This is a genomic window from Aggregicoccus sp. 17bor-14 (assembly GCF_009659535.1).
GTDB lineage: Bacteria > Myxococcota > Myxococcia > Myxococcales > Myxococcaceae > Aggregicoccus.
Genome location: NZ_VJZZ01000010.1, coordinates 45,387 through 65,532, shown reverse-complemented (window position 1 = coordinate 65,532; position 20,146 = coordinate 45,387). Strand labels below are relative to the sequence as shown.

Sequence of the window (20,146 nt, the reverse complement as noted above, 5' to 3'; positions counted from 1 at the left end):
GCGGCGGCGGGGCGGGTTACTTGGCGGCGGGCTTCTCCGGCATCCACTTCACGTCCTGCACGCCCGCGCGGTGGTTGGCCAGGCGCGCGAGCGTGAAGAGCAGGTCGGAGAGGCGGTTCAAGAAAACCACCACGCCCACCGGCGCCTTCCCGGCGGCGAGCAGCGGCACCACCCGGCGCTCGGCCCGGCGGCACACGGTGCGCGCCACGTGCAGCGCGCTCGCAGCGGAAGTCCCGCCCGGGAGGATGAAGTGGGTCATGGGGGAGAGCTCGGCCTCGGCCGCATCGATGGCCTGCTCCATCGCCTCGGTCCACTCGGGCTTGAGCACGGGGATGTGCGCCGCCGCCTTCGTGTCCGCCGGCGTGGCGAGCACCGCGCCCACCGTGAAGAGCTGGTCCTGCAGCCGCTGCAGCAGCGCGTCCAGGTCCTGGGGGAGCCCGAAGCTGCGCGCGAGGCCGAGGTGGGCGTTGAGCTCGTCCACCTCGCCGTAGGCGTCCACGCGCTCGTCCGCCTTCGAGACGCGTCCGCCGCCGAACAGACCCGTTTCTCCCGCATCCCCGGTCTTCGTGTAGATCTTCATGGCGACCGCCTTCTAACGGTGCCGAGCACGAGGCGTCCACCGCCGTGACGGAAAGGTGGATCCCGCTCGGGACTGAATCTAGACAGAGAGGGATGAGACAGTACCTCGCACTGCTCGAGCACGTGCTGCAGCACGGCACCCGCAAGACCGACCGCACCGGCACCGGCACGCTCAGCGTGTTCGGCCACCAGATGCGCTTCGACCTCACCGAGGGCTTCCCCCTGGTGACGACGAAGAAGGTGCACCTCAAGAGCATCATCTACGAGCTGCTGTGGATCCTCGCGGGCAGCACCAACGTGAAGGACCTGCAGGCGAACGGCGTCACCATCTGGGACGAGTGGGCGGACGCGAACGGCGAGCTGGGCCCGGTGTACGGCAAGCAGTGGCGCAGCTGGGCCGCGCCGGACGGGCGCGTCATCGACCAGATGGCGCAGCTGGTGGAGGGCCTGAAGAAGAAGCCGGACAGCCGCCGCCACCTGGTGAGCGCGTGGAACCCGGCGGACGTGGACGCGATGAAGCTGCCGCCCTGCCACACCCTGTTCCAGTTCTACGTGGCGGACGGGAAGCTCAGCTGTCAGCTCTACCAGCGCAGCGGAGACCTGTTCCTCGGGGTGCCCTTCAACATCGCCTCCTACGCGCTGCTCACCATGATGGTCGCGCAGGCGACGGGGCTCGTGGCGCACGAGTTCATCCACACGCTGGGTGATGCGCACCTGTACCTGAACCACCTGGAGCAGGCGAAGACGCAGCTCACGCGCGAGCCGCGCCCCCTGCCGCGCATGCACCTCAACCCCGAGGTGAAGGACCTCTTCGCGTTCAAGTACGAGGACTTCCGGCTCGAGGGCTACGACCCGCACCCGGCCATCAAGGCGCCGGTGGCGGTATGAGGCGCTCGGCGCTGGTGGCCATGGCGCGCAACCGCGTCATCGGCCGCGACAACGCCCTGCCCTGGCGGCTGCCTGCGGACCTCGCGCGCTTCAAGCGCCTCACCATGGGCCACACGCTGGTCCTGGGGCGCAAGACCTACGAGTCCATCGGGCGGCCGCTGCCCGGCCGGCGCATGGTGGTCATCAGCCGCCAGCCGGACTTCCGCCCCGAGGGCGTGCAGGTGGTGCACTCGCTCGAGGCCGCGCTCGCCGCGGCGCCCCCGGACGAGCAGGAGCTGTTCATCGGCGGCGGCGCGGAGATCTACCGCCAGGCGATGGAGCTCACGGACCGCATCTACCTCACCATCGTCGAGCGCGACGTGGAGGGGGATGCGTACTTCCCGCCGGTGGACCTGAGCGGGTGGACGCTCGTCGAGGAGGAGGCGCACGTGGGCGCGGAGGAGCCGCTGCCCTATCGCTTTCTCACCTACGACCGGCGGAGCTGAACAGGGGCGCGGCTTCTCCCGGCTCCCTCACCCGGTCCCTCTCCCAGAGGGCGAGGGGACCGCATTGCTCACGGGAACCGGAAGCGCTCGACGATGGTGCTGCCCTCCGAGGAGTGGCTGCGGCCGGCGAGCGGACTGCCGCCCACGACGTAGATCGCGTCTCCCAGCAGCACCGCGCGCGCGTAGTTGCGCGCCGTGGGCAGCGGCGGCGCGTCGCGCCAGGTGCCCTCGGTGGGGTCCAGCCGCAGCACGCTGTCGAGGCTCCGTCCCAGCGCCTGCGACTCGCCTCCGATGACGTAGAGGGCGCCACGGTAGCGCACCGCGCCCGCGGTGCCCCGCGGCGGGATGGGGGGCCCCGAGCTCCAGCGGTCCTGCGCAGGGTCGTAGAGATACACCTCGCCGAAGTCCGAGGGCCCGCTGCGCCCGCCGATGGCCCACAGCTTCCCGTCCACCGCGAGCGCCGCGGGACTGCCCTCCGAGCGCGGCAGCGGCGCGCGCTCCGACCAGGTGTTCGTGGCCGGGTCGTAGACCGAGTGCAGCGCGAGCGTGGACTGCGAGTTGCCTCCGCCCAGCACGTGGAGCTTCCCGTCGAGCACCACCGCCGCATGCCCTCCGCGCGGCGCGGGCAAGGGCGCAGCCTCGCTCCAGGTGTGCTGCGAGAGCGAGTACCGGTACACCCGGTCCGTGGGCAGGTTGCTCACCCCGCTGAAGCCGCCCACCAGGTACAGGGTGTCCCCCAGCACCACGGCCGCCGGCGCGTTGAGCCCGTCTCCCGGCAGCTGCGTCTCCACCTGCCAGCGCGTGCCGTCGAAGCGCTCCACCTCGCGCACGGGCACGCCTCCGGCGCCGGAGCCCGCGAGCGCGTAGATGCTCTTCCCGTCACTCACCACCGCGTGCGCCGAGCGCGCATGCAGCATCGGCGGTGCGGGCTCCCACGTGCCCTCGCTGCGCGCAGCCTCTGCAGCGGGAGCGGGGGCTGCGGAGCGGCAGGCGGCGAGCAGCGCGCCTGTGAAGCAGAGGACGGCGAGCGCGTGACGGGGCGACATGGGACCTCCAGCGAGGGGCGTGCCCCAGGACAGCCCGCGGGGCGCGGCATTCCCATTGCGCCCGGGTGCGCAGCAACCCCGGGCCATGTTCTGGACAGCACCGGAGGCCTGAGGCAATTGAGCCGGCAGATGGCCACCCGTCCGCCCTCCGCCCGCACCTCCTCCGTCAGGACGCAGAAGACGAAGCGCTCCGCCACCGCCGCCCCCTCGCGCTCGGGCGGCTCGGGGCTGCGGTGGGGCCGCTGGATGCTCCTGGGCTGGCTGCTCACCGTCGTGTGGCTCAGCGTCGAGTACGCGCGGCTCCCGGACGTGGCCCCCCTGCTCAAGAGCAACCCGCGCAGCACCTCCCTCATGGCGCAGCGGGCCGAGGAGGCGCGAGACGAGGGCCTGCGGCCCCGCCAGCGCCAGAGCTGGGTGGCGCTCTCCTCCGTGGCGCCGCACGCGGTGGCCGCGGTGCTCGTCTCCGAGGACGCGCGCTTCTACCAGCACGCGGGCGTGGACTGGGTGGAGGTGCAGAACGCGCTGGGCGATGCGCTCGCCGAGGGACGGCTGGGCCGCGGGGCCTCCACGCTCACGCAGCAGCTGGCGAAGAACCTCTACCTCTCCACGGACCGCAGCCTGCTGCGCAAGGCGAAGGAGCTGCTGCTCGCGCGCCGGCTGGAGGAGACGCTCCCCAAGCAGCGCATCCTCGCGCTCTACCTGAACGTGGTGGAGTGGGGAGAGGGCGTGTACGGCATCGAGGCGGCGGCGCGCGAGCACTTCGGCGTCCCCGCGCGCAGCCTCAGCGTGGCGCAGGCGGCGGTGCTCGCGGGCATGCTGCCGGCGCCGCGCACCTGGCTCCCCGCGCGCAAGCCCCCCACCCTGCACAAGCGCGCGGCCGCCATCGTCGAGCGGCTCGAGCAGGCGGGCCACATCACCCCGCAGCAGGCCGCCGAGGCACGCGCCGAGCTGGGGCGCTTCTTCGGCGTGCCCACCGCGCCGGCCACCGTGGCCGAGGCCATCGCGGCGCTCGCGGACCGCCCCGCGCCCTGAGCGTGGGGCGTCGGGCACGCGGCTACTTCGAGCCCGCGGCCTTCCCTGCCCCCACGAACTCGGCGAGCACGGCCGTGCGCAGCAGGTCCGGCGGCAAGAGCCCCTGCGCGAGGATGAAGTCGTGGAAGCGGCGCGCGTCGAAGCGCTTGCCCTGCGCGGCTTCCACCTCGGTGCGCAGCGCGTTGAGGCGGGTGAAGCCGTAGAAGTAGCTGGTGGCCTGGCCGGGAGAGCGGAAGGTGTAGCGCTCCACCTCCTGCGTGGCCATGCCGTCCGAGAGCATCACGTCCTGCATGAGCAGCGCCTTCACCTTCTCCGGCGTGGTGCGGCCCAGCTGCAGCTCCGGGTCGCTGAAGGCGCGCGCCGCGCGCAGCAGCCGGTGCTGCAGCGAGATGAGCTGGCCCTCGGGCGGCATGAAGGGCAACGCGATGCGCTCGGCGTACAGGCCCCAGCCCTCCACGTTGGTGCTGTTGAAGGCGAAGATGGCGCGGGCGTCCGAGACGCCCGCCTCGAGCACCTTGGCGAACTGCAGCTCGTGCCCGGGGCGCGCCTCGTGCGCGGTGAGCGTCCAGGAGGCGGCGGCGAAGGTGAAGTCGTCGAAGCGCTTGGCCTTCGCCGGGTCCTTGGAGGGCATGTTGAGCGGGAGCACGAACTCGCCCTGCTCGCCCGTGTTGCCCAGCAGGCGCGGCGGGCGCATGTGCGGCGCGGGGCTCTGCGCGCTCTCCGCCTCGCTCGCGAGCCGGATGCGCGCGGGCCGGGCGGGCAGCGTGAGCAGGTGCTCGCGGCGGATGATGCCCTCCAGGTCCTTCAGGCGGGCCTGGTAGTGCGGGAGGATGGCCTCGCCCACCAGCTGCTCCTTCTTCAGCTCGCGGATGACGGCGCGGTAGTCCGGGTCCTTGAAGCCGCGCGCCTTCGCCACCTGCGCGGCGACGGTCTGCATCTGGGCCTGCAGCTCGGCGTAGGCCTGGTGCGCCTGGGCCATGAGCTGCTCGGGCGGCAGGTCCACGCCGATGCGCTCGAGGTTCTGCGCGTACACCTCGGGCGGCAGGCGGAAGTCCGTGCGGGCGCGCGGCAGCAGCTCCGTGCGCACGAAGCCGTCATAGGCCGCGAGCTGCGCCTTCAGCTTCGCGAGCGGCTCCTGGTAGCCCTGCAGGCCGTAGCGCTCGAAGAGGGGCGCGAGCCCGTCCAGCATCACCTCGCTGCCCTCCAGGTCTCGGTCGAGCTCGGCCTTCGCCGGGAAGAGCAGCTCCTGGCGCTTCATCGCCGCGCGCGTGTCCGCCATGGCCAGCTCGGCCACCGGCGTGGTGCCCGGCTCGACGCCCGCGTAGCGGCGCAGGCGCACCAGGGCCGCCTTGCGGCGCTCGGGTGACACCTGGTCGTCCAGCAGCGCGCGCAGGCCCGAGAAGGCGAGGTCCCCCACGTTCGTGTAGGGGACGAAGTACTTCTCCTGCAGCAGGTCCCCCTGGAGGCTGCGCTCCTGCGAGGTGAGGAGGATCTGCAGGTCCTGGCGCACCTGCGGGTCCTGCTCCGCGTCCAGGCGCTTGCGCAGCTCGGCGATGACCGCCTGCGACGCGGCGCGCACCCGCTCGCGGTAGCCGGGGGTGAGATCCGTGATGCGCTCGTCCAGCCCCTCGACGCCCGCCTGCCCTGCCCCCTCCGGCCCGAACTTCGCGAGCGCGTCCAGCACGTAGCGGGTGTTCACGTTGCTGCGCTTCACCCACGCGGGGGCGGCAGGCGGCTTCGCGGGGTGCGCGGCCGCAGCCGGCGGGCGCTTCGCGGGGGCCTGTGCGCCCGCCACGGGCGCGAGCAGTGAGACGGCAGCAGCGAGGGCGACGGTCCTGCGTGTCTTCATATCCACTCCGGCCTGCGGGAAGGGCACAGCCTGCCCCGAGGCAACGGATGAGCGCGCCTCCTATTTCCGGGCTTCGGCCGGAGGCGTGCCCACGCAGGGCGGCACGGGGACGGTGTCCGGGCCGAAGAGGGCCTCGTACGCGCGCTTGTCGTGCGCGGGGAGGATGACGAGGCCGGGGTCCTGGCGGTGCAGCTCGAAGAGCCGCTCCACCTCCGCCTCCGTGCGCGCGCCGTCCTCGTCGGTGAGCTCGCGCATCACCCAGGACTTGCCCACGTGGCGCTCCACCGACTCCTGCAGGTTGAGCAGGTCTCCCACGTGCACGAGCCGCAGCGTGGGCGAGACGTTGAGGAAGGTGGCCACGCTGCCCGGCGTGTGGCCGTAGGTCGGGACCACCACCACGGAGCCGTCGCCGAAGACGTCGTCGCTCTGGTCGTAGGTGGCGTAGGGCGTGCTCGTGAAGGGCAAGGCCACCATGCGCCCGGCCAGCGCGCGGGCATGCGCGGGCACCACCACCCCGCGCGGGTGGGCGAGCTCCTGTGCCACGAGCGCGCGCTCGGGCTCCGCGAGCGACACCGGCACGCCGGGCAGCAGGGCCGCGCCGCCCACGTGGTCCGGGTGCGCGTGGGAGAGGAGCACCGCCTTCAGGTGCGTCACCCCGAGCGCGGCCAGCGCCTCGGGCAGCGAGCGGCGAGGCAGGTTCTGACCGGCCGTGCGGTCGAACACGAAGCGCCGCCAGGTGCCCAGCTCGCGCGCCTCCGCCTGGGCCGCAGGCGAGATGCCCGCATCCAGGAGCAGGTCTCCCTTCGGGTGGCGCACCAGGAGCGCCGCGGACGTCACCTCCCACTGCTTTGCCCGCGCGTGCCCCGCGGTGCCGAAGCCTCCGTCGACGGTGACTCCGCCAGTGTCGATCCAGCACAGCTGCAGAGGGACGCGCGCTGGCGGGGGCGGGACGTAGGCATGGGGGGTGGCCGAGCGGCAGGCGGTGAGCAGCAGGGACAACAACAGGAGGGCTCTGGGCATCGGAGGCTCCGGGAAGGGGGTTCCCCGCAACAGTGCCCTCGCGGAGCGAATCTGCCCGCTGGATGTGCGAATGATGGATATTCAGCGCGTGAATCTCGCGAGCTTCGACCTGAACCTGCTGCGGGTGCTGGACGCCCTCTTCCTCGAGCGCAGCGTGAGCCGCGCCGCCGCCCGGCTGAAGCTCTCCCAGCCCGCGACGAGCAACGCGCTCGCCCGGCTGCGGGACGCGCTCGAGGATCCGCTCTTCGTGCGCAGCCGCGAGGGCATGGCGCCCACCCCACGGGCGCTCGCGCTGCGCGGGCCGCTGAGCGCGGCGCTGCGGCAGGTGCAGGAGGCGCTCACCGAGCCCCTGCCCTTCGAGCCGGCCACCGCGTCGCGCACCTTCGTGCTCGCGGCGAGCGACCACGCGCAGCTCGTGGTCCTGCCCCAGCTCGCGAAGCAGTGGGTGCGCTACCCGGGCGTGAAGCTGCGCGTGGTGCCCCTGCCCCGCGACTTCCCCACCGCGGAGCTGGAGAGCGGGGCGGTGGACCTGGTGCTCGGCGTCTTCGACCTCGCGCCCGGAGACAGGGCGCCGCGCAGCCTCAAGCGCCAGCTGCTCGTGGAGGAGCGCTTCGTCCTCGTGGGCCGCAAGGGCCACCCGGCGCTGCGCAGGCCGGAGGGGGTGGACCTGCGCCTTCCCCAGCTGCATGTGGCCCCGCGCGGCGGCTCCGAGAGCGCGTACGACCGGCGCTCGAAGCTCCAGCGCAACGTGGTGCTCTACACGCCGCACTACCTCGTCGCGCCGTGGGTGCTCTCGAGCACGGAGCTCTTCGCCGCGCTCCCCGAGCGCGTGGCGCGCCGCTTCGCCGAGGCGTTCCCGCTCGACGTGGTGCCGGTGAAGCGGCCCCATCCGCCGCTGCGCATCCAGCAGCTGTGGCACCCGCTGCGGCAGGGGGAGCCTGCGCACCGGTGGCTGCGCGAGCAGGTGCTCGCGGCGGCGCGAAGGGCGTAGGCCCCCTCAGGGGCTGGGGATCCGCGCGTAGCGCAGGCCGTCCACGCGCACGCGCCCCTCGCGCTCGAGCTTGATGAGCGACGCGAGCGCGCTGCGCTCGGCGACCGGGTGGAGGAAGGGGGGCGTGTCCGCGTAGGCGAGCCCCACCACCTCGTGCACGGTGATCCCGGCGCCGCGGTCCGGCAGCGCCTCGAGGATGCGCTCCTCGCGGGCGCGGCGGTGCGCCAGGTACTCCTCCAGCTTGCGCGGCCCGTCCGGGATGGGCGGCCCGTGCGCGGCGTAGAGCGTGCCCACCGGCAGGTCGCGCAGGCGCGCGAGCTGCTTCAGGTAGTCCTGCATGTCGCCCTCGGGCGGGTCGATGACGATGGTGCCCACGCCGGCCACCATGTCCCCCACCACCGCGGCGCGCGTGCGCTCCTCCACGAAGCACAGGTGCCCCTGCGCGTGCCCCGGCGTGTGCAGCACGCGCCAGTGCTGCACGGGGTCTCCCTCCAGGGTGAGCACCTCGCCGTCCTCGAGCAGCCGCTCCACCGGGAAGTCGAGCCGGTCCGCGGTGCGCGCGTGGCACCACAGCGGGATGCCGAGCCGCTCCTTCACCGCGCGCGCCCCGCCGATGTGGTCCGCGTGGTGGTGGGTGAGCACCACCGCGAGCGGGCGCTTGCCCTCGTCCTTCAGCCCCGCCACCAGGCTGAGCAGCTTCGCGTACTGGCGCACGTCGCTCGCGCCCGGGTCCACGATGAGCAGCTGGCCGGTGCCCAGCACGTACGCGTTCGTATGCGTGGCGGGCGGCAGCGTGTCCGTCTCCAGCGCCATCACCCGCACGCCCTGCTGGTACTCGAGCCGCTGCGCGATGAAGGCCGGGCAGTGGTTGGGCGTGGCGAGCCGCGCGCGCGCCTCGCTCTCGCTCTGGAACTGGGAGAGCACCTGCAGCGCGTGCAGGTTGGGCGGGTGTAGGAGCGCGGTGCCCAGCCGCCAGCGCAAGAGCGCATCCCCGGGCACCACCCAGCTGCCCTCCGCGAGCTCGCCGCCCCAGGCCTCCGCCTGCGCGCCCGCGGGCAGCTCCACGAGGAAGAAGCGCGCATCGAAGCGCACCGGCATGAAGGCCGGGGTGATCCACCTTCCTGCGGGCCGCAGGTCCTCGGCGCGCAAGCTGAGCCCCTCCTTCGCGAGCAGCGCGCCGAAGCCCACGTCCCCGTCCAGCAGCTGCCGGCGCAGCGCGTCCCGGCGCTCGGGGGGCAGCGCCTCGGCGCCTTGCGCGAGCAGCACGCCCGCCTCCTCGAAGAGCTCGCGCGCCGCCGCCACCCGCACCAGCGCGTCCTCGCCGCTCGCGCCGGCGATGGGCACCTGCGCGTCCGCGGTGTCCACCTTGCCGCCGGGGAAGGCGTAGAAGCCGCCCGCAAAGGCGAGCGCGCGCTCGCGCTTCACCCAGAACACCTCCACGCCGAAGGGGGTGCGCCGGTAGAGCACCACCACCGCGGCGAGCCGCGGCTCTGCGGGCGGAGGCGGCGGGGGCATGCCGGGGAAGCGCTCGCTCACGGCTGCACCGCCTGGCCCAGCACCTGACTCATGAGGCTGCGCGCCGTGTCCTGCTGGTCGGGCCGGACGTAGAGCCGGCTGAGGCGCACCGCGCCGCTGTAGCGCTGGTAGAGGGGCGTGTAGCGCGCGACCTCGGTGAGCCGGCCGGTGGAGTTGTCGAGGATGAAGAGGCTGGGGCCCGCGCCCTCGCTGAAGTACTTGCTGAGCACGCCGCGGCTCTCGATGGAGAAGTGGTCCAGGCCCGCGCTCACCAGGGCGCCCTTGAGCACGTCCAGGTCGTAGCCTGCGTCGCGCTCGGTGAAGTGCGCGAGCAGCTTGTAGCCCTGGCGCCGGGTGATGCGCTGGGCCCAGCGGTTCTTGCTCTTGCGCAGGGTGTGCGCGAGTGCCACGTCGTCGCAGAACAGGAAGGCCTCCATGTCGCTCGGGATCTCGAACTCCCCGGGCGCCTCCTCGTAGTAGCGGCGCAGCATGTAGTCGAAGTTCACCGAGGTGTGGTGAAGGTACACCGAGACGAACATGTGGTAGCGGCTGAGCAGGAAGTCGTCGAAGGCGAAGGCCGCGCTGCGCCCCAGCGCGAGGTAGGCCTTGCCCCCCTTCTCCGCCGGGTTGAGGTTGCTCACCAGCCAGTCCAGGTCGAAGCGGCCGTAGTTGACCCCGGTGTAGAAGGAGTCGCGCTGCAGGTAGTCCATGCGGTCCGCGTCCAGCTCCCCGCTCACCAGGCCGCGCAAGAGCGGCGTCCAGTCCACGCCGCGGTGCGTGAAGCCGGGGTCCCTGGGGGGCCGGGCCCCGGTGATGAGGCTCACGATGGCGCTGGGGGTCACCCCCAGGGGCGCGAAGCGCTGCTCGATGATGGGCGTGAGCGAGCTGTCGAGGATGACCTTGGCGGTGAAGTCCTCGTGCGTCGCCTGCTCGCCCTCCGCCACGGAATCCAGCCAGGAGGGCAGCCGCAGCGTCGCGCGCCGGGGGGCGATCTTCTCCGAGGCGTGGCTGAGCGGCATGTGGCCAATGTCATGACACAGCACCGCGAGCCGCACCGCGGTGCAGAAGCGGGCGCGCACGTCCTCGGGGAGCCCCGAGCGGGCTGCCACGGCGCCGAAGAGGCGGCTGCCCACGTGCATGGCCCCCAGGGAGTGGGCGTGGCGGGTGTGGGTGGCCCCCGGGAAGGCGAGGTCGCCGAAGCCCAGCTGCCGCACGTGGCGCAGGCGCTGGTACTGCAGGCTGTCGATGACGGCCTTCTCCTCGTCGCTCACCGCGATGGTGCCGTGGATGGGGTCGCGAATCCGCATGGTTTGCTCGTCATATCCCCGCGCCGCCCGGAAGGCAGCGACGGCGTCCAGCCAAGCGTCCGTGATGCGAAGACTGGGCACCTCCCGGCAGCCGTGCTAACCCTCTGGCCCACCTGCGAATGCACATCGTCATCCTTCACAACCGCGACCACGACCTCCTCGAGGACGACCCCGGACGGGAGGCGCGCGAGGATGTGATGCGCGTCGCGAGCGCCCTCGGCCACGCGCTGGACCAGGCAGGAGCCCGGGTCGAGCCGCTCGCCGTGGAGGGCGCCCGACTGGACTTCGTCCAGACGCTCGAGCGCCTGCACCCCGACCTGGTGGTCAATCTCTGCGAGTCACTCGCCGCCGACAGCCGCGGCGAGATGGCCGTGCCCTGCCTCCTGGACCTGGTGGGCGTGCCCTACACGGGCTCCAGCGCGCTGTCGCTGGGGCTCGCGCTGCACAAGAACAAGGCGAAGGAGCTGCTGCGCGTGCGCGGCGTCTCCACCCCCGCCTTCCACGTGTGCCACAAGCTCGAGGATGCGCTCGCGGTGGACCTGCCCTGGCCGCTCATCGTGAAGCCGGCGCGCGAGGACGCGAGCGTGGGCATCGACTTCGACTCGGTGGTGCACGACCGCGCGGGGCTCGCGCGGGCCGTGGAGCACGTGCTGCGCACCTTCCAGCAGCCCGCGCTGGTGGAGCAGTTCATCGCGGGGCGCGAGATCTACGTCCCGCTGCTGGGCAACGCGCCGCGCGCGGCGCTGCCCTTGAGCGAGATCCGCTTCGGCAAGGCCTTCGAGTCGCGGCCGCACATCGTGAGCTACCGCGCGAAGTGGGAGTCCGAGAGCCCGGAGTGCCAGGACAGCCCGTCCGTGCTGTGCGAGCTGGACGAGGCGCTCGAGGAGCGCTGCGTGCAGACGGCGCTCGCGGCGTTCGAGGCGCTGGAGTGCCGCGACTACGGGCGCGTGGACATGCGCGTGGCCGCGGACGGCACCCCCTACGTCATCGACATCAACCCCAACTGTGACCTCCACCCGCAGGCCGGCTACGCCAAGGCGGCCGCGGCGGCAGGTCTCGACTATCCCGCGCTCGCCACCCAGCTGGTGGAGATCGCCCTGGAAAGGACCCATGGAAATCCGTCCCATCGTCGCAAAGGACCGGGAACCCCTCGCCTCGCTCATCCGTCGGGTCGAAACCTTCTCGCCGCAGGAGGTGGAGGTCGCCATCGAGCTCGTGGACCTCGCGCTTCAGCCGAATAACCCCGACTACCAGATCCTCGTCGCCGACAAGGGCGACGCGAACATCGTCGGCTACGTCTGCTACGGCCCCACGCCGATGACCGAGGGCACGTACGACCTGTACTGGATTGCCTCCGACCCCACCGTGCGCGGCCAGGGTGTGGGCGCGGCGCTGGTGAGCGGCATGGAGGGCGACCTGCGCCGCCGCAACGCGCGCCTCATCCGCGTGGAGACCAGCGCCACCGAGGCCTACGGCCCCACCCGCGGCTTCTACGCCGCGATGAAGTACGGCGAGGAGGCGCGCTTCCGCGACTTCTACAAGCTGGGCGACGACCTCATCATCCTGGGCAAGCGGCTGTAATCCCCCGCTTGCCGGGAACAAACCCGCCGCCCGCGCGTCAGAGGCCTGCCATGCGCCGACCCCTCGTCCTCGCCCTCCCGCTCGCGGCGGCCGCCCTGCTGGGCGCCGCGCCGGCGGCTCCCTCCAAGCCCAGTGCAGCTCCCGCTGCCGTCAACGCTTCCAAGGGCGCGCTCTCGGATGCGCTCAAGGCGCGCCGGCCCGCGGGCGGCGAGTACTTCGGGCTGTACCTGATGGACAAGAAGGTCGGCTACATCTTCACCGACCTGAAGGCCCTGCCGGACGGCCGCGCGCTCAGCGTGAACGAGTTCGTCTTCAAGGCGAACGTGGGCACCAAGGTGAGCGAGCGGGTGATGCGCGAGGAGCGCACCTACGAGTCGCGCCCCGGTGGACGCCTGCTCGGCTTCAAGGTGATGCAGTCCGGTGACGGCGGCGAGCAGGTGCTGGAGGGCAGCGCCACGCCCACCGGCCTGCGCGTGCTGCGCAAGCGCCCGGGGCTTCCGAACGAGGTGCGAAACCTCCCGCCCACGAAGGAGACCCTCGAGGACGCGGACCAGGCGCGCGTGGCGCTCCTGCGCGGCCAGCCGGTGAAGGGCCGCATCGTGGACGGGCAGGACCTGGAGCAGTACGGGGTGAGCACCACGCTGGAGCCCGCGGTGGAGCGCACGCTCGCCGGGGTCAAGGTCCGGCTCTCGCGCGCCGTCACCGTCTCCGAGAAGGAGAACGTGCCGGTGGAGGTCTTCGTCTCCGGCGAGGGCGAGGTGGTGGAGGTCAACTTCGGCAGCACCATGCGCGCGGTGGCCGAGCCCGAGTCGGTGGCGAAGCGGCTGGACCAGGTGGAGGTGTTCGGCCTCACCCGCATCGTGCTGCCGCGCGCCCTGCCCGAGACGGCGCGCGCCATCCCTGGCACCGTCACCCTGGTGATGACGGGGCTGCCGCAGAAGTTCCAGCAGAACAGCTACCGCCAGCAGTACACGCAGGAGCCCGGCGGCCGCGTGGTGGTGCGCACGCGCGCCGCCCTGCCCGGCCCCGCGGCGAAGGCCCAGCTCCCGGTGAAGGACCCGGAGGGCGGCGAGAACCTCAAGAGCACGCTGGTGGTGGAGAGCAGCGACCCGCAGATCCGCGCGCTCGCCAAGAGCATCGTGGGTCCGGAGAAGGACGCGCAGGCGGCCGCGCGCCGCATCATCACCTGGGTGGCGACGAACCTCGAGAAGGACTACGGGGCGAGCGCGGACCGGGCCACGGACGTGCTGCGCCAGAAGAAGGGGGACTGCACCGAGCACAGCCTGCTCGCGGTGGCGCTGCTGCGTGCCGCCGGCATCCCCTCGCGGCGCGTGGACGGCGTGGTGTACCTGATGAACGAGGACCGCGTGCCCGCGCTCTACTGGCACGAGTGGGTGGAGGCCTACGTGGGCGAGTGGACCCAGATGGACCCCACCTTCAACCAGCTCGTCGCGGACGCGACCCACTTCGGCGTGGGCCAGGAGGGCAACGCCGAGATCACCCCGCTCATCGGGCAACTGAAGGTCGTCGAAGTCCGTTAGCGCTGACCGGAAGGGCCGCGGCCGTTAAGGTCCGCGCCATGACCTCCTCTCCCTTCCTCCTCGCCAGCACCTGGGCTCCCCGTCCCGAGAGCCAGGGTCAGTACGAGGCCCTCATCGGCGCGGACTGGTTCCAGGGGCGCGGCGCCTACGGCGGCGTGGTGGGCGCAGGCATCCTGCGCGCCATGCTGCACCACCTGGCGGACGCGCAGCGCCTGCCGCGCTCCTTCACGGTGCACTTCTGCGCGCCGGTGAGCGCCGGGCCCGCCACGCTGCAGGTGCGCGTGGAGCGCGCGGGGCGCCAGGTGAGCCACCTGTCCGCGCGGCTCGAGCAGGCAGGGGGCGTGGCGGCGCTGGCGAGCGGCACCTTCGCGGTGTCGCGCGAGTCGTCCTTGCGCTGGGACACGCACCAGGCCCCGGCCGTGTCGCCTCCGCGCGAGCTGCCCGAGGTGCCCAGCGAGCTGCTGCCCACCTTCGCCCAGCACTTCGACTACCGCTGGGCCGTGGGCGCCCCGCCCTTCTCCGGCGCCCAGGAGGCGCTGCTGGGCGGGTGGATCCGCCCGCGCGTGCCCACGCCGCTGGACGCCCCGCTCGCCGTCGCGCTGCTGGACGCGTTTCCTCCGGCCGCGAGCGTGCGCGCCGAGGGCTTCTGCAACCTCGCCACGATGGACTACACGGCGCACTTCTACGCGGCCCTGCCGCAGGCCCACGCCGCGGACGACGCCTTCTTCCTGCGCGTGGGCAGCTCGCGCCACGCGGCCAGCGGCTACGCGGACGACACCGCGCACCTGTGGAGCGAGGACGGCAAGCTGCTCGCGCAGCTGCGGCAGGTGGCGGCGCTGTTCGCCTGAGCCGCTTCAGGTGGGTCGTGAAGCGGAGCGCCGGGGTCGCGCGGCAACGCGGCACCGCGCACCAGCTACTCGCGCCCGCGACTCCATGCGCGCGCCGTGCTGCTCCAGAGGCGTCGCCTCTCGTACGGAATGCTGGCTTGCTGGTGGGAGCGTAGGGACTGGAAGGTTGACGGAGCGCTTCGGCCGTTCGCGGTGGGGCGCTGCCGCCGCGCGGCGCTCAGGGGAGGCACGGAGCGAGCACTTCACTCTGCGTGTGTGCCCCCTCGGGAGCGGCGGCGCGCGTCGCGCAAAAACGTAAAATAGGATTTTACCTTTTTGCATCGCGCGCCGGTCCGCGCCCGGGAGGGGCGTCTCCTTTCGAGACAGCCGTCCCGCACGTCGTGGACGGCTTCACCCACCCGGAGAAGCCCCGTCCCCTACCCAGCCTCTCCTTCTCGAGGCCGTGTCCCTCGCGCCACTCTTGCGTGTCCGTCGAAGCACCGGCTCAGCTTCGCCAACGCCGACCGCGCCCTGAGCTGCTCCACCCTCTCCCGTGGCGCCACTGAGCCGAAGAGGTTCAGCGCGCAGCCGGAGGTGCAATGGGCGGGGCGAGCGCGAGCAGCGCCTCCACCAGCGGGTGCGGCGCGGCGCCGCGCCGCCACGCCGCGTGCACCGGGTAGCGTGGGGCGGCGCCCTCGAGCGGGCGCGCCACCACGCCGGGCAGCTGCGGCCCCTTCGGCAGCAGCGAGGCGAGCAGCGAGTAGCCCAGCCCCGCGGCCACGAAGCCGAGGATGGTGTCCGAGGAGTCCGCAGCGTGAACCCGGCGCGGCGTCACCCCATGCGCAGCGAGCGCCGCGAGCTGCACGCCGCGCAGGTGTGCATCCGCGCTGTAGGCGATGAAGGGCTCGTCGTTCAGCTGCGCGAGCAGCTGCGCCGGGCTCAGCTGCGCGCGCCGCGCGAGCCGGTGGTGCGCGGGCAGCACGAGGAAGGCGCGGGTGTGGGCCACCACCCGGGCCTCGAGCCCCCCGGGCAGCTCCGGCAGGTGGTCCACCAGCACGTCCGCTTCGCCTCCCAGCACCTGCGCCACCGCGGGCACCTTGGCCTCGAAGAGCGCGACCTCGATGTCCGCCCGCCGCTGCTGCAGGCGCCGCAGCCACGCAGGCAGCAGGTGGCGCAGCACGTGCCCCGAGGCGTGGATGCGCAGCGTGCCGCCCACCTGCCCTCCGCGCAGCTGCGCGGCGAGCCCCGGCAGGGCCTCGAGGAAGGGGGCCACGTGCGCGTAGAGCGTGCGGCCCTGCGCGGTGAGCACCACGCGGTCCTTGCCCACGCGCTCGAAGAGCCGCACCCCCAGCTCCTCCTCCAGCCTGCGCACCTGCTGGTGCACCCCGGGCTGGGTGATGGGGTACGGGAAGGCGCGGGCGGCGCGGGCGTAGCCCTCGCAGCGTGCGACCCAGTAGAAGCCCTCGAAGCGCTGCAGGCTGGTCATACACGGCAGGTTATCGAATCGCGGCCTCCTTGTTCCATGACGTTATCGGCGGGCGCGGGCAGGCTTTCGTGCATCACCCGCCGCACCGGAGGTCCCGCCATGTCCCGCACGCACGCTCCCCTTCCCCAGGCCCACAGCAGCGGCTGGGTCCTGCAGACCTGGGCCTCCTTCGCGCTCGCGGTGGGCGTGACGGCGGTGGGCATCTACCACCTGCCGGTGGACGCCTGGACGCGCGCCTTCCTCGCGATGGGACTTCTCTTCAGCGTGGGCTCCTCCTTCAGCCTCGCCAAGACGGTGCGCGACCAGCACGAGCAGGAGCGGCTCACCGCGCGCATCGACGACGCGCGGGTGACGAAGCTGCTCGCGGACGTGGACCCCCTGCAGCCCAAGCTGTAGGGCCGCAAGGCAGGGGGGCAGGCAGCAGCCGCTGTCCACCTCCGACGGAGGCCGCAACCGAGCGATGACAGAGGCTTGCGCCTCGTCCATGTTCGGGGGCGATGGCACCCACGACCGACGACAAGAACTTCCGTCTCCCGCTCACCATCCGCCCCCGCCGCTACGCGGCCACGCTCACCCTGGACCTGCAGGCGCAGAGCTTCCAGGGCGAGCAGACCATCGCGCTCTCGCTCGAGAAGCCCGCGCAGGAGGTGGTGCTGCACGCCATCGCGCTCGAGCTGGGGCGCGTGGCCCTGCGCGCGGGCGGCCGCACGCTCACCCCGGCCTCCGTCACCGCGCTCCCGGTGAGCGAGACGGTGGTGCTGCGCTTCGCGGAGGCGGTGCCCGCGGGCGACTGCGAGCTGGACGTGGCCTGGACGGGCCACTTCACCAAGGGCCTGCGCGGCCTGTACCTCGCGGGCAAGGTGGCGGCCACCCAGTTCGAGGCGGCCGACGCGCGCCGCGTCTTCCCCTGCTTCGACGAGCCGGCCTTCAAGGCGCGCTGGGCGCTCAGCGTGCGGGTGCCCCCGGGCGTCACCGCGCTCTCCAACGGCGCCGTCGTCTCGGACGTGAACGAGGGTGCCCTGCGCCGCGTCACCTTCCAGGAGACCGAGGTGCTCAGCAGCTACCTCGTCGCGCTGGTGGTGGGCGAGCTGCAGGGCTGCGAGGAGGGGCGCGTGGGGAGCATCCCCGTGCGCACCTGGGCGCTGCCGGAGAAGAAGCACCTCACGGCCTTCGGCCAGGACGTGGCGCTCAACGTGCTGCCGCGCCTGCAGGACTACTTCGGGCTGCCCTACGCCTACGGCAAGGTGGACCAGGTAGGCATCCCGGACTTCGAGGCGGGCGCGATGGAGAACGCCGGCCTCATCACCTACCGCGAGGTGGCGCTGCTGCTGGACCCGGCGACCGCGCCCCTGAGCGTGCAGAAGCGCGTGGCCGAGGTGGTGACGCACGAGCTCGCGCACCAGTGGTTCGGCAACTGGGTGACGATGGTGTGGTGGGACGACCTCTGGCTCAACGAGGCCTTCGCCACCTGGATGGCCTACAAGATCGTCGCCGACTGGAAGCCGCAGTGGCGCGTGTGGCTGGACTTCGACGCGGGCAAGGCGGTGGCGCTGCACCTGGACGCGCTCAAGAGCACCCACCCCATCCGCGGCGAGGTGCGCAACGCGGGCGAGGCGGGCGAGAGCTTCGACGCCATCACCTACGAGAAGGGCGGCGCGGTGCTGCGGATGATCGAGGGCTACCTCGGCGAGGGGCCCTTCCGCGAGGGCATCCGCCAGTACATGCGCACCCACGCGCGCAGCAACGCGGTGGCGGACGACCTGTGGGGCGCGCTCGCGCAGGCCTCGAAGGAGCCGGTGGTGGAGCTGGCCAACGCGTGGATCCGCCAGAGCGGCTACCCGCTGGTGACCGCCTCGCTCGAGGGCGGCCGCCGCCTCGCGCTGCGCCAGGAGCGCTTCTACTCCGAGCCCGGCGTAGAGAGCGCCGAGCAGTGGCCGGTGCCGGTGGTGCTGCGCTACGCGGATGCGGGCGGCGTGCGCGAGCACCGGGTGCTCTTGCGCGAGAAGCTCTTGTCGATCGAGCTGCCGGGCAAGGGCGAGGTGCAGTGGCTGTGCGCGAACGCGGGCTCCACGGGCTTCTACCGCACGGCGTACGACGCGCGCCTGCTCGCCGCGCTCGCCTCGCAGCGCACCGCGCTCTCCCCTGCCGAGCGCATCGGGCTGCTCGCGGACCAGTGGGCGCTGGTGCGCTCGGGCAAGGCGGAGATCGGCGCGTTCCTCACGCTCGCCGCCTCCTTCCGCGACGAGGAGGACTACGCGGTGCTCGACGAGCTGGTGGGCCGGCTCGCGTACGTGGAGAGCCGCCTCACCGAGGGCCCGGACGCGGTGCAGTTCCGCAGCTGGGTGGAGGCGCTGCTCTCGCCGCAGCTCGCGCGCGTGGGCTGGGATGCGAAGGCGGGCGAGGGCGACGACCAGCGGCTGCGGCGCGCGGCGCTGGTGCGCGCGGTGGGCGGCATCGCACGCAGCAACGGCGCGCTCACCGAGCTGCGCCCGCGCGTGGACCGGATGCTCGCCGGGGACAAGGGCGCGCTGGATGCGAACCTGCTCGACTCCGCGGTGGGCATCGCCGCGCGCGACGGCGACTCGGCGCTCTTCGAGACGCTGCTCGCGCGCTTCCCCACCGAGCCGGACCCGGCGACCAAGCGCCGCTACCTCATGGCGCTCACCGCCTTCGAGCACCCGCTGCTCGCGGCCCAGGCCCAGGGCCTGCTCTTCAGCGAGACCGTGCCCATGCAGGACGTGTCCGGCTTCATCAGCGGGCTGATGGGCAACCGCACCGGCCGGGACGGCTTCTGGGACGCGATGCGCCAGCGCTGGCCGGAGGTGCGCGCGCGCACCGGCAACGCCCCCATGCTGCTGCGCCGGGTGGTGGAGGCGATGGGGCTCCTGCGCGACCGCAAACAGCTCGAGGAGGCGCGCGCCCACCTCAAGGCGAACCCCGTGCCCGAGGCCGCGCAGGCCACGGAGCAGACCCTGGAGCGCCTCAGCCAGGACGTGGCGCTGCGCGAGCGCGCCATGCCCCAGGTGGCTGCCTGGCTGAAGGCGCAGGGCTAGGGAGCGCGGCCTACTTCGAGAGCCTCAGCACGCGCCCCGTGCTGGGGCTGATGGCCTCGCCCCAGTACAGGTGCGTCGCGGTCTGGGCGAGGCCTCCGCCGGGCGGAAGGTTTCCGGCGAGCAGCTCCGCGTCGCCGCCCGCCTTGGGGATCCGCGAGAGGAAGCTGCGCATCTGCGGCTGCTCCGCAAACGCGAGCCAGTAGAGGTAGGTCCCGTCCACGACGAGGTCCATGCCGCAGCGCGCGTCGGTGAGGAGCGTCACGGGCTCACCGCCGGTCTTCGGGACGCGCGCGAGCGTGGTCTGGCACTCCCGGGTGGCGTACCGGTACAGGAGGTAGACGAAGTCCGCGTCCACCGCGAGCCTCAGCACGGAGGGCTCGCGGGGAAGCGTGGCGAGGACCTGCCCCTGGCCGGGGCCGGCGCTGTGCAGGACCTGGCGCCTCAGCCCGTCCACGGCGTAGACGCCGCTCGCATCGGCCGCGAGCGGAGAGGCGCCCACGTCCAGCACCCGCTCGGAGACGCCCGTCGCAGGGCTCACCCGCCACACTCCGTCGTTGTTGGCGGCGTAGACGAAGCCTCCGGAGACCGCGAGCGTGTCCTTGTAGAAGGCCCCGGGCAGGTGTACCCGCGTGGCATTCGGGGGGATGGGCATTGCCCAGAGCGGGCTCGACTCGGTGGTCTCGATCGTCCACGCGAGCCAGCCCGCGTCGAGCGCGAGCTTCCAGGGCTGCTCGTTCTCGGCCGGCGTGAGGTCCTCCACCACGCCGCCCGCCGCCGGAACGCGGCGCACACGGCGCGGCGTGCCTCCCACCCAGTACACGTGCTCGCCGTCGGCGGCGACGGACCACACCTGGCCCTGGTCTGCGACCATCACCTCGGCAGGGCAGGGATTCCCCCAGCACTCCGCAGCGTACGGAGTCGAGATCTCGGGCTTCCCTGAATCCGA

18 protein-coding genes are annotated in these 20,146 nt (G+C 72.8%); 10 read left to right on the top strand and 8 right to left on the bottom strand.

The features are described from left to right. Positions 1-16 precede the first annotated feature (16 nt). On the bottom strand, positions 17-580 hold the full coding sequence (locus FGE12_RS19370; RefSeq protein WP_153868004.1) for a cob(I)yrinic acid a,c-diamide adenosyltransferase: 564 nt from the start codon (positions 578-580) through the stop codon (positions 17-19). Positions 581-672: 92 nt separating this feature from the next. Between FGE12_RS19370 and FGE12_RS19365 the strand changes: the two genes are divergently transcribed. Next, positions 673-1,467 (top strand): thymidylate synthase, encoded by a 795-nt coding sequence (locus FGE12_RS19365; RefSeq protein WP_153868003.1) that lies wholly within the window; start codon positions 673-675, stop codon positions 1,465-1,467. Continuing rightward, positions 1,464-1,952, top strand: a complete 489-nt coding sequence (locus tag FGE12_RS19360) for a dihydrofolate reductase (protein ID WP_153868002.1) — start codon at positions 1,464-1,466, stop codon at positions 1,950-1,952. The genes FGE12_RS19365 and FGE12_RS19360 overlap by 4 nt, the downstream gene beginning before the upstream one ends. A 68-nt stretch (positions 1,953-2,020) precedes the next feature. On the opposite strand, the gene FGE12_RS19355 is transcribed toward FGE12_RS19360, so the two are convergent. Next, complete coding sequence (locus tag FGE12_RS19355; protein WP_194798075.1) at positions 2,021-2,998, bottom strand: kelch repeat-containing protein; 978 nt, start codon at positions 2,996-2,998, stop codon at positions 2,021-2,023. A 129-nt stretch (positions 2,999-3,127) separates the two neighbouring features. On the opposite strand from FGE12_RS19355, the gene mtgA reads away from it, so the two are divergent. After that, positions 3,128-4,030, top strand: a complete 903-nt coding sequence (mtgA, locus tag FGE12_RS19350) for a monofunctional biosynthetic peptidoglycan transglycosylase (protein ID WP_153868000.1) — start codon at positions 3,128-3,130, stop codon at positions 4,028-4,030. Positions 4,031-4,052: 22 nt separating this feature from the next. Here the strand turns inward: mtgA and FGE12_RS19345 are convergent, their stop codons facing one another. Together FGE12_RS19345 and FGE12_RS19340 are read right to left on the bottom strand one after the other, a co-directional pair. Then, positions 4,053-5,879, bottom strand: a complete 1,827-nt coding sequence (locus tag FGE12_RS19345) for a DUF885 domain-containing protein (protein ID WP_153867999.1) — start codon at positions 5,877-5,879, stop codon at positions 4,053-4,055. A 60-nt stretch (positions 5,880-5,939) separates the two neighbouring features. Then, positions 5,940-6,899: an MBL fold metallo-hydrolase gene (locus tag FGE12_RS19340; protein WP_153867998.1), complete on the bottom strand. Its 960-nt coding sequence runs from the start codon at positions 6,897-6,899 to the stop codon at positions 5,940-5,942. Between the two features lie 70 nt (positions 6,900-6,969). Here FGE12_RS19340 and FGE12_RS19335 point away from each other — a divergent pair, with 70 nt between their 5' ends. Beyond that, positions 6,970-7,890: a LysR family transcriptional regulator gene (locus FGE12_RS19335; RefSeq protein ID WP_153867997.1), complete on the top strand. Its 921-nt coding sequence runs from the start codon at positions 6,970-6,972 to the stop codon at positions 7,888-7,890. Between the two features lie 6 nt (positions 7,891-7,896). Here the strand turns inward: FGE12_RS19335 and FGE12_RS19330 are convergent, their stop codons facing one another. Then, entirely contained in the window at positions 7,897-9,426 is a 1,530-nt protein-coding gene (locus tag FGE12_RS19330) for an MBL fold metallo-hydrolase (protein ID WP_370459072.1), read from the bottom strand. Continuing rightward, positions 9,423-10,712, bottom strand: coding sequence for an HD domain-containing protein (locus tag FGE12_RS19325; RefSeq protein WP_153867996.1), 1,290 nt, complete (start codon positions 10,710-10,712; stop codon positions 9,423-9,425). Before FGE12_RS19325 ends, FGE12_RS19330 begins: the two co-directional genes overlap by 4 nt. A 119-nt stretch (positions 10,713-10,831) precedes the next feature. On the opposite strand from FGE12_RS19325, the gene FGE12_RS31000 reads away from it, so the two are divergent. The 4 genes from FGE12_RS31000 to FGE12_RS19305 are packed head-to-tail and all read left to right on the top strand — an operon-like array spanning position 10,832 to position 14,682. After that, positions 10,832-11,953 (top strand): ATP-grasp domain-containing protein, encoded by a 1,122-nt coding sequence (locus FGE12_RS31000; protein WP_153867995.1) that lies wholly within the window; start codon positions 10,832-10,834, stop codon positions 11,951-11,953. Further along, the gene (locus FGE12_RS19315) at positions 11,907-12,293 is read left to right on the top strand and encodes a GNAT family N-acetyltransferase (RefSeq protein WP_194798074.1); all 387 of its coding nucleotides are present in this window, start codon (positions 11,907-11,909) and stop codon (positions 12,291-12,293) included. The genes FGE12_RS31000 and FGE12_RS19315 overlap by 47 nt, the downstream gene beginning before the upstream one ends. A 50-nt stretch (positions 12,294-12,343) precedes the next feature. After that, positions 12,344-13,834 (top strand): transglutaminase-like domain-containing protein, encoded by a 1,491-nt coding sequence (locus tag FGE12_RS19310; protein ID WP_153867994.1) that lies wholly within the window; start codon positions 12,344-12,346, stop codon positions 13,832-13,834. A 38-nt stretch (positions 13,835-13,872) separates the two neighbouring features. Further along, the gene (locus tag FGE12_RS19305) at positions 13,873-14,682 is read left to right on the top strand and encodes an acyl-CoA thioesterase II (RefSeq protein ID WP_153867993.1); all 810 of its coding nucleotides are present in this window, start codon (positions 13,873-13,875) and stop codon (positions 14,680-14,682) included. 556 nt (positions 14,683-15,238) lie between these two features. On the opposite strand, the gene FGE12_RS19300 is transcribed toward FGE12_RS19305, so the two are convergent. Further along, on the bottom strand, positions 15,239-16,147 hold the full coding sequence (locus tag FGE12_RS19300; RefSeq protein WP_153867992.1) for a LysR family transcriptional regulator: 909 nt from the start codon (positions 16,145-16,147) through the stop codon (positions 15,239-15,241). Positions 16,148-16,246: 99 nt separating this feature from the next. Here FGE12_RS19300 and FGE12_RS19295 point away from each other — a divergent pair, with 99 nt between their 5' ends. Together FGE12_RS19295 and FGE12_RS19290 are read left to right on the top strand one after the other, a co-directional pair. Next, a complete protein-coding gene (locus FGE12_RS19295; RefSeq protein ID WP_153867991.1) occupies positions 16,247-16,543 on the top strand; it encodes a YiaA/YiaB family inner membrane protein in 297 nt (98 codons plus the stop codon). A gap of 101 nt (positions 16,544-16,644) precedes the next feature. Further along, positions 16,645-19,200, top strand: coding sequence for a M1 family metallopeptidase (locus tag FGE12_RS19290; protein WP_153867990.1), 2,556 nt, complete (start codon positions 16,645-16,647; stop codon positions 19,198-19,200). 10 nt (positions 19,201-19,210) lie between these two features. Here the strand turns inward: FGE12_RS19290 and FGE12_RS19285 are convergent, their stop codons facing one another. Then, a complete protein-coding gene (locus tag FGE12_RS19285) occupies positions 19,211-20,071 on the bottom strand; it encodes a hypothetical protein (RefSeq protein WP_153867989.1) in 861 nt (286 codons plus the stop codon). Positions 20,072-20,146 lie beyond the last annotated feature (75 nt).

What these genes read in the sequence shown, in the direction of transcription:
- FGE12_RS31000 (WP_153867995.1), top strand. Translation starts at nt 10,832, where the DNA reads ATGCACATCGTCATCCTTCACAACCGCGACCACGACCTCCTCGAGGAC.
- FGE12_RS19355 (WP_194798075.1), bottom strand. Translation starts at nt 2,998, where the DNA reads ATGTCGCCCCGTCACGCGCTCGCCGTCCTCTGCTTCACAGGCGCGCTG.
- FGE12_RS19310 (WP_153867994.1), top strand. Translation starts at nt 12,344, where the DNA reads ATGCGCCGACCCCTCGTCCTCGCCCTCCCGCTCGCGGCGGCCGCCCTG.
- mtgA (WP_153868000.1), top strand. Translation starts at nt 3,128, where the DNA reads ATGGCCACCCGTCCGCCCTCCGCCCGCACCTCCTCCGTCAGGACGCAG.
- FGE12_RS19340 (WP_153867998.1), bottom strand. Translation starts at nt 6,899, where the DNA reads ATGCCCAGAGCCCTCCTGTTGTTGTCCCTGCTGCTCACCGCCTGCCGC.
- FGE12_RS19300 (WP_153867992.1), bottom strand. Translation starts at nt 16,147, where the DNA reads ATGACCAGCCTGCAGCGCTTCGAGGGCTTCTACTGGGTCGCACGCTGC.
- FGE12_RS19335 (WP_153867997.1), top strand. Translation starts at nt 6,970, where the DNA reads ATGATGGATATTCAGCGCGTGAATCTCGCGAGCTTCGACCTGAACCTG.
- FGE12_RS19290 (WP_153867990.1), top strand. Translation starts at nt 16,645, where the DNA reads ATGGCACCCACGACCGACGACAAGAACTTCCGTCTCCCGCTCACCATC.
- FGE12_RS19365 (WP_153868003.1), top strand. Translation starts at nt 673, where the DNA reads ATGAGACAGTACCTCGCACTGCTCGAGCACGTGCTGCAGCACGGCACC.
- FGE12_RS19325 (WP_153867996.1), bottom strand. Translation starts at nt 10,712, where the DNA reads ATGCGGATTCGCGACCCCATCCACGGCACCATCGCGGTGAGCGACGAG.
- FGE12_RS19370 (WP_153868004.1), bottom strand. Translation starts at nt 580, where the DNA reads ATGAAGATCTACACGAAGACCGGGGATGCGGGAGAAACGGGTCTGTTC.
- FGE12_RS19360 (WP_153868002.1), top strand. Translation starts at nt 1,464, where the DNA reads ATGAGGCGCTCGGCGCTGGTGGCCATGGCGCGCAACCGCGTCATCGGC.
- FGE12_RS19305 (WP_153867993.1), top strand. Translation starts at nt 13,873, where the DNA reads ATGACCTCCTCTCCCTTCCTCCTCGCCAGCACCTGGGCTCCCCGTCCC.
- FGE12_RS19295 (WP_153867991.1), top strand. Translation starts at nt 16,247, where the DNA reads ATGTCCCGCACGCACGCTCCCCTTCCCCAGGCCCACAGCAGCGGCTGG.
- FGE12_RS19285 (WP_153867989.1), bottom strand. Translation starts at nt 20,071, where the DNA reads ATGGTCGCAGACCAGGGCCAGGTGTGGTCCGTCGCCGCCGACGGCGAG.
- FGE12_RS19345 (WP_153867999.1), bottom strand. Translation starts at nt 5,879, where the DNA reads ATGAAGACACGCAGGACCGTCGCCCTCGCTGCTGCCGTCTCACTGCTC.